Consider the following 6,239-nt stretch of genomic DNA (forward strand, 5'->3'; position numbering starts at 1 on the left):
TTGTAAAGCACCCCCGGTAACCCCTCCGTTTACACCGATGCAGCACGCATGCTGACAGAGGTTGTCGCTCAGGTGATAATAGGCACCGGTTGGCCAATGGCCTGATAAATGGACGAGAGAAGCAAGATGAAAAAGATGATGGGGTGCGCATTGGCGCTGCTGCTGGCAGGTTGTGCTGGCGACAATAACGGTGGTGAGGAGTATCGCTACAACCCGCCGGTCGCCAAGGCGACCAACAATACCCAGGAGATGGCGATCCCGGTGGATCTGGTGTGGGCTCGCGCCGAAAAGTGGTTCACCGACCACGGCCTCACCATCGAAAACAGTCAGCGCGGTGCCGGCCTGATGACCGCCAATGTCAACCAGTCGGCCGACGGACTTGAGTGGCTGGACTGCGGCACCATGGGTTCCAAAGTAGCACTGGGCAACCCTGACCTGCAGATCAACCTGATCATCACCCAGAGCGGCAACAGCAGCGTGGCCACCGTCAACGTCAAAGGCAACACCGAGCTGTTCTTTGTGGAATCCTCAGGCGAGCGCGTATCAGCCCCGTCCATCAAGCCGGTCTGCGTCTCCCGCGGCACCCTTGAGCAGAGCCTGTTTGCCACACTCGGCAACTAATTTCGCCTCCCTGCCAAGATAAAAAAAGCGGCAGATTGCTCTGCCGCTTTTTTACTGTCCCGAGTTGGGCTTACTTGTCGATATCGAGCATGTTGTTGGTCAACATGTAATCGATCACTTGGTTGGCAGTAGTACCTGCCCCCCCCGTCAGACTATCGAAAGTATGGTTCATCAGCACTATTTCCTGAGTCACCGACGCAGTACTGCTCTCCTTGACCTGTAGATGTACCCCTTCATTGTCCTGGAACACCGACAGCAGGCTCTTCAGATCGTTCTGGTTACGAGAACCGTCGTGATCCAACAGGTCGCTCAGATCCAGCTTGTCACCTTCCGCCTTGGAGAAGTCGACCACGTAATCCTTGGCAACGCTGCCTGCGGCGGTATCGCCCTGCAGCCAGGTGAAGGTATCGGCACCGCTATCCCCCTTGAGAATGTCATTGCCAAGCCCGCCAACCAGGATGTCATTGCCCAGACCACCGATCAGGTTATCGTCGCCAATACCACCAAACAGGGTATCGTTGCCGCTGCCACCGTACAGGGTATCGTTGCCGCTCTCGCCATACAGGGTGTCGTTGCCGGCACCACCGAACAGGATGTCGTTGCCGGCACCACCGAACAGGAAGTCATCGCCACCCTGACCGAACAGGATGTCGTTGCCATCCCCGCCAATCAGCACGTCCGCCTTGTCATTGCTGGAGGACTGATCGAACTCGCTGGCATGGTCCGTGATGTAGTCATGGACCTGGGCATCGGTCACCGAGCCTGCGCCCAGCTTGCCGGCCACATACTGCTTGATGGCCGCGTAGCCTTCACCGTTGATACCGGCGAAGTGGATGGCATCCCCGAACAGGATGTCGTCGCCAGCACCGCCGTCGATCCGGTCACTGCCCGGCAGGTTATTCACCGAGGTGCCCAAGATGGCGTTGGCCAAATCGCTGGCGTTGACGCCGGTCATGATGACGCCGTCAGAGTCATAGGACTTGAGATCGTTGTAGGAGATGTTGGCCCCCAGTCCGATCGCTTCTACCGTAACCCCCATCCCAGTAAGCAGCCCAAAACCTGCTACCGAGTTATTGATAGTTGAGCTGGAGGTAGTGCCGCCATCACCATCCAGTGTTGAGTAGGTATATCCCCCCCTACCATCCGGACGCATAAAACCGATCGGGTTGCTGTATCTACCATCGGCATACACTCGGCCAGCGCTGTCGATGATGGTGTAGCCATTGGAGCTATATACCCGACCCGGAATATAGGTGCCACCAAGCAGACTGTTGAGATAGACGTCATAGCTGCTACCTGAGAAATTCAATACCCTCGGGTTGGAGCCTTCGTTACCGAGGTAATAAGTTGGCTGACCATCGGTAATGAAATAGGACAGATTCTTGGCATTACTGTTACTTTGAGCCGTAGAACTACTGAACCAGTTAGCAACCGTCTTGAACACATCTTCATAGTTGGTCCCCCCTCCGCTACTCATGGAATCGATTACAGCCTGCAGCTGATTCAAGGCATTGCTGTCTTTCAGGTTCACACTAATACTGGCATTCGACAGAGCATCAAAGTCAACCAGCATGATGTTGACTGTACCAGCCCCTTCGCTACCTGCGCTCGCTTTGAGGCTGGCGAAGATCTGTGCCAACTGGCTCTTGATGGTGTTCATGGCGCTGGTGCCGATACTGCCCGAGCTGTCGACCATAAAGGCGATGTTGTAGTTCTGGCCCGGCAGTACCACGCTGCCATCCAGATCCCCGACCACGATATTGTGCTCGTTGCCATAGGTGCGGTTCTGATCGCCCGGCTCCCCTTCGGTGGAAAGGAAGTAGCTCATGCGGATCGAATCCTGATCCGATGCACTGCTGGTCTGATCGGTCGCCACTTCCTTGGCAATGGCTTCTACCTTGAGGTCGAACTGGCCGGCACTGCTGCCCGGCACCCGCAGGGTCAGACCGGTCAGTTTGACGTCCAACGCGCTCTGGTTCCACAGACCGGTCAGCGTCAGCGTGCCATCGGCCCCCACGGTACCTAGCACGGTGGAGCCCTGATAGAGGGTCGACCCCGTCGGCATGCCGGTCAGCACCAGGCTGTCGAACTGCTCGCTACCATCACGGTCGGTCAGGGAAGCAGTGATCTCGAGCGGGTAATCCACCACACTCGGCTGTACCGCCGTCAGGGTGCCGTCGGTCTGGTTGAACTGGTAAATGCCGTCATCAAACTGCACCAACTCGATGTCGTAGAGCGACTTGCTGATGGTGACGCCGTTCTCCTTCACCAGGAAGTTGAAACCGCCGTCACTTCTGCGCTCGATGACATAGTTGGCACGCGAGCCCATCAGTACGGCCAGGTCGGTACCGGCGCCGCCAAACAGGGTGTCGCCACCCAATCCGGCCACCAGGATATCGTTGCCGGTACCGCCGTCGAGGGTGTCACCTGAGGTGGAGTTGCCACCGACCAGCACGTCATTGCCAGCACCGCCGACGAAGTAATCGCCGCCGCCCTTCACGCTGACGATATAGTCATTGCCGTTGCCGCCCACCACTTGATCCTGACTGGTGGTGCTGTCGGTCAGACTATTGGTGATGCCAAAGTTGCCCTTGTTGAAGTTGCTGCTCTGGAACGCCCCGGTGGAGATGCCGGACGACGGGTACTGGGTATAAAGCGGGACGCCGTTGCCGGTCAGGCTGATGTCGACCACCGGCTTGTCCGCGACCGCCGTGATATCGATCACCAGCTTGCCTGAGTTACTCAGGTTGGCACCATCGCTGATCTGGTAACCCAGAGTGGCGTAGTCCCCTTGCTGGTTGCCCGTCGTCGTACCGCCACCATTGAGGGCATTGCTGCTGGATTCATTGAGACTAGGCACAAAGCGCAGATGGCCGCTGTCGATATCGGCGTAGGAGACAAGATCCCCCACCTTCACTGCAATCCACTGACCAGCAGCGTTCAGGTATTCCAGCTTGCCGCTCAGCGGCAGGGTGTTGATCTGCACGCTCAGGTCAGAAGCGGCCTGATCATCGCTGGCACCAAACTGGGCCCACTTCAGCACCAGTGGCGCGTCCTCCTTGCCGGCACTGTAGCCACCCGTGGTCACCGGCGCCCGATCGTTGTCCACTATGGTGCCGGTCCCGCTCTGCCCACCGATGGTCACCGAGAGGGTCTCGTTCGTTTCGACCAAGCGATCGTTCACCGTCGGGATGGTCACAGTAAAGTCCGACACGCCGGCTGGTACCGTGATCTTGCCGGTAGTGCTGTTATAGGTCACACCATTGCTGAACTGGGCATTGCCCCAATCCTGGTTGGAGGCGGGGTTGTTGCCCGAACCACGAATGGCGAAATCGTATTCAGTCGCTTCCTGGGTCGCATCTGACAGGGTGACTTTGTGCAGCAGATTGCCCCCTTCGGTTACGCTCTCACTGGAGACTCCCTGAACCAGCGGCGTGAAGAGAGGCTTGGTTGCAAAGGAGCCAATGCTGGCGTCGCCGTCACCATCCACCACCCGGACCTGGAAGTCGATGTCGCCATCACCCAGAGGTTTGGACATGCGCTGATACTGGAAGAACTCCCACTTGCCTGTGGCCGGCGTAAACTCCAGCTTGAAGATGAGGTTGCCGTCCGCATCCTTCCCGACCAGGGTATTAGCGCCGCTGGCGGTGATGGCGATGGCAGAACCGGAAGCCGTTCGCAGACCATTTTCGAAGGTTGCCGGGTCCATTACCAGCCCGATGGAGCCCTTGCCATCCGCCCCCCACTGCGGGGTCACGGTGCCAGAACCATAGGCGATTGCCTGCGCCGTGTTGGAACCGAGGAACTCGATGCTCTGTACGGTGAAGTCGCTGTTGTCGGAGGTATTGGTGCTGCCGTTGTTGGTCGCCTTGATCACCATGGTATCAAAGCCACCCTGCTGCACCTGGAAGTTCTGGTTGAACTCCCCACCCGATGCGTTGGAGTTGAATACCAGGGTACTGATCAGTACACCACCGCGATAGAACTCCACGACCCCGCTCTCCAGCTCGCCGCCAAACATCTTGCTGAACTTGATGTTGGCGCCGTAGGCAACCTTGCCTGCATCCAGCCTGACGATCAGCTGCTCGGAGGCGGACGATCCGTCGGCAAAGTGACGGAAGTCAATCTCGTTGGCGAGGTTGTGGTAAGGCGCAGCTCCGCTGGCCACCCCCAGCCCCGAGCTGGAACCGTTGACCACCGCCGTTACCAGTGAGGAGTCTGTTGCCGACTTGAAGCCCAGGGCGCTGATAGTAAAGCCCGCCATGTTCAGAGTGCTCTGGTTGCCACTGTACCTGGTCAGGTCAAAGAGCCCGGTCAGCACGTTCGGAATATCGGTCTTCACCACGGAAACGGCATCGCTGTTGTCGGCAATGGGGGAGTCGTCCTCAACGCTGACATCCAGCTTTTCCTTGGTGACGCCGCTGCCATCGGAGACCTCCACATCCAGCTGGAACAACAACTTGTCTTCCGAGGTCGTATCCCCGTGGTCGAGGGGACCTTTGAGGGTTACGTCATAGGTCCACTCACCCTTTCCACTGGCATTGGGTGCCGTCAGCTTGACCTCGACCACAGCCTTGTAATCGGCGCCGCCAATCACCCCTGTGTAGCCAACCAGCGTCTTGCTGCCCGCATCCCAGCTCCACTGGACCTTTGACCCACCGGACGTCAGCCCGGCCGGTCCATTCAGGGAAATGTTGAGTGTGCTGCTGTCGATGTCGCCCACCGAGAGGGTACCGGACGCCTTGATGGCATTGGTGGTATCCGGATTGCCGACCGTGTCGGCAATGCCGTTTGCCAACCCCTCTTCAGAGACGATAACCCCGTTGGAGATGGTCAGCGTCGGCAGATCGTTGACCGCATCCACCTTGATGGTCACGGTTGCGGGACTCGCATCCACGGCGCCGTCGTTGTCTACCGCCGCATAGTTGAAGCTGGTGTTGCCGTTCCAGTTCGCATTCGGAGTGAAGGTGAGGTTGCCGGCGTCCGCCACCGCAATGCTCTGATCCACGGTCACCGCAACCCCGTTCAGATAGAGGATGCCGTTGGCAGGCAGGCTCTTGATAGTGAAACTCACCACGTTGCCATCAATGTCGCTGCCACTGAGGGTCGGAATGGCGATGCTGGCTGCATCTTCCTGGCCGTTTGCCTGCTTGTTCGCCGTCTCCGGCGCTTCATTCAGGATCTGCGCGTTGTCGCTGCCCGGCAGTGAGACGTTGCCCGCCTTGTCGGTCTGGGTCGCCGTCACCGTCAGCGGCTTGCCGTTGGCCGGGGTCGTTTCCGTCCAGCTGATGGTGCCGTTCTGATAGCCGTAGCTCTTGCCATTGCTTGACAGCAGGGTGCCATCGGCCTTGAGCGTCAATTGGACAGTGCTGTTCACCCCGCCATTGTTGATAGTCAGCGTCACCTTGCCGCCCGCAGCCAAGTCAGCATGATTGACCTCTGCCCGAACCTGGATCTGATCATTGCCAATCTCGCCCTTGGTCAGCATTTGGTCATTATTGGTGTCATCAACGATGGTCACGGTCGGTGCTGAGGAAGCTACGCTGTCCAGGATCGCCTCTTCCTTGTCGCTCGCCGGGTTGCCCGCCTGGTCGGTCACGTCCGCCTTCACGGTGAAC

2 protein-coding genes are annotated in these 6,239 nt (G+C 58.4%); one reads left to right on the forward strand and one right to left on the reverse strand.

The genetic code is table 11. The annotated features are described in order from the left end of the window. The first annotated feature begins 126 nt into the window (after nucleotides 1–126). Nucleotides 127–621: a hypothetical protein gene (locus G5195_RS17705; protein WP_216952967.1), complete on the forward strand. Its 495-nt coding sequence runs from the start codon at nucleotides 127–129 to the stop codon at nucleotides 619–621. Between the two features lie 70 nt (nucleotides 622–691). Here G5195_RS17705 and G5195_RS17710 read toward each other — a convergent pair whose 3' ends face one another. After that, nucleotides 692–6,220 (reverse strand): type I secretion C-terminal target domain-containing protein, encoded by a 5,529-nt coding sequence (locus tag G5195_RS17710; RefSeq protein ID WP_421236350.1) that lies wholly within the window; start codon nucleotides 6,218–6,220, stop codon nucleotides 692–694. Nucleotides 6,221–6,239: the final 19 nt, after the last annotated feature.

This window comes from Aeromonas sp. 601039, from assembly GCF_049174415.1.
Lineage (GTDB): Bacteria > Pseudomonadota > Gammaproteobacteria > Enterobacterales > Aeromonadaceae > Aeromonas > Aeromonas veronii_A.